Source organism: Psychrobacter sp. 1Y4, assembly GCF_051847555.1.
The window spans coordinates 1-859 of record NZ_JBPYDE010000316.1 but is presented as its reverse complement, the minus strand read 5'-3'; the positions used below and the strand labels follow the sequence as shown (position 1 = coordinate 859).

The 859-nt window shown below is 42.1% G+C and carries 2 protein-coding genes; both read right to left on the bottom strand.

All coding sequences use genetic code 11. The features are described from left to right. Positions 1-236, bottom strand: a 236-nt coding sequence (locus ACS8FC_RS16020) for a hypothetical protein (protein ID WP_439297499.1), incomplete at its 3' end; no start/stop codon positions are given. A 92-nt stretch (positions 237-328) separates the two neighbouring features. After that, positions 329-859: hypothetical protein (locus tag ACS8FC_RS16015; protein WP_439297498.1), on the bottom strand; the 531-nt coding region annotated here is incomplete at its 5' end.

Genomic DNA, 859 nt, shown 5'->3' with positions numbered 1-859 from the left:
CTGTTGACAATAATAAATGGTAAATCGATCGCAGCATGACCAAGCGCATAACGACCAATCAACCACGAAACAATCAGCATAACGATAAAAAACCCACCCAAGTACGCCAAAATAGCAGGATGCTTGAGATTATAAGGCTGGTCAGTTTTAGGCTGTTTTTCCAATACATACGTTCTTATCGCCCAACCCGCTGCATAAGAAAACCCGCCTAACACGACATAACTAAAAAAATTCATATAGCTTGACTCTACTGGCATGACTGTTTATAGCAAAATACGATCTAGACAAATACGATTGATCATCAATGATATCTATGAGCAATATTTATCTAATTGCTCTCATTCACATTGTCGATAATGACATTGGCGTGTGGATTGGCCAATATATCGGTATTGACGTCGTCACACTCTACTCGGTAGATGGTGTTAGCACCTCGATAAATATAAGACAGATACTCACTGTCTAATAGTGGGTCGATATTGGCATAAGCAGGCTTGACATGCGCCAATACTAGCACTCGATCAGGACGTCCAATGACCGCATCGACATTGTCTGGATCAATAGAGAAAAATTGCGGTATATCACTATTTTTAATCACTTCTAACGCTTCAGGCTCATCCCAAACACGCTTAGCACTTGCAGGCTCTTTCATCTGCATCACCCAAGCGCCTTCTTGTTGGCTAACCTTTATTTGCGCAGGCTCATCTTGACTCACCGTATAACAACCGGCAAAGACAGATAAATCTGCTGCAACTTCAGTATCTGCTTGAGTGCTGCTGTTATCACTACAGCCACTCAAAAGAAGCGCTGTGCTGGCCGTAGCACTGAGCATCAGATACGTCAGTCTCTTATAAAAAAC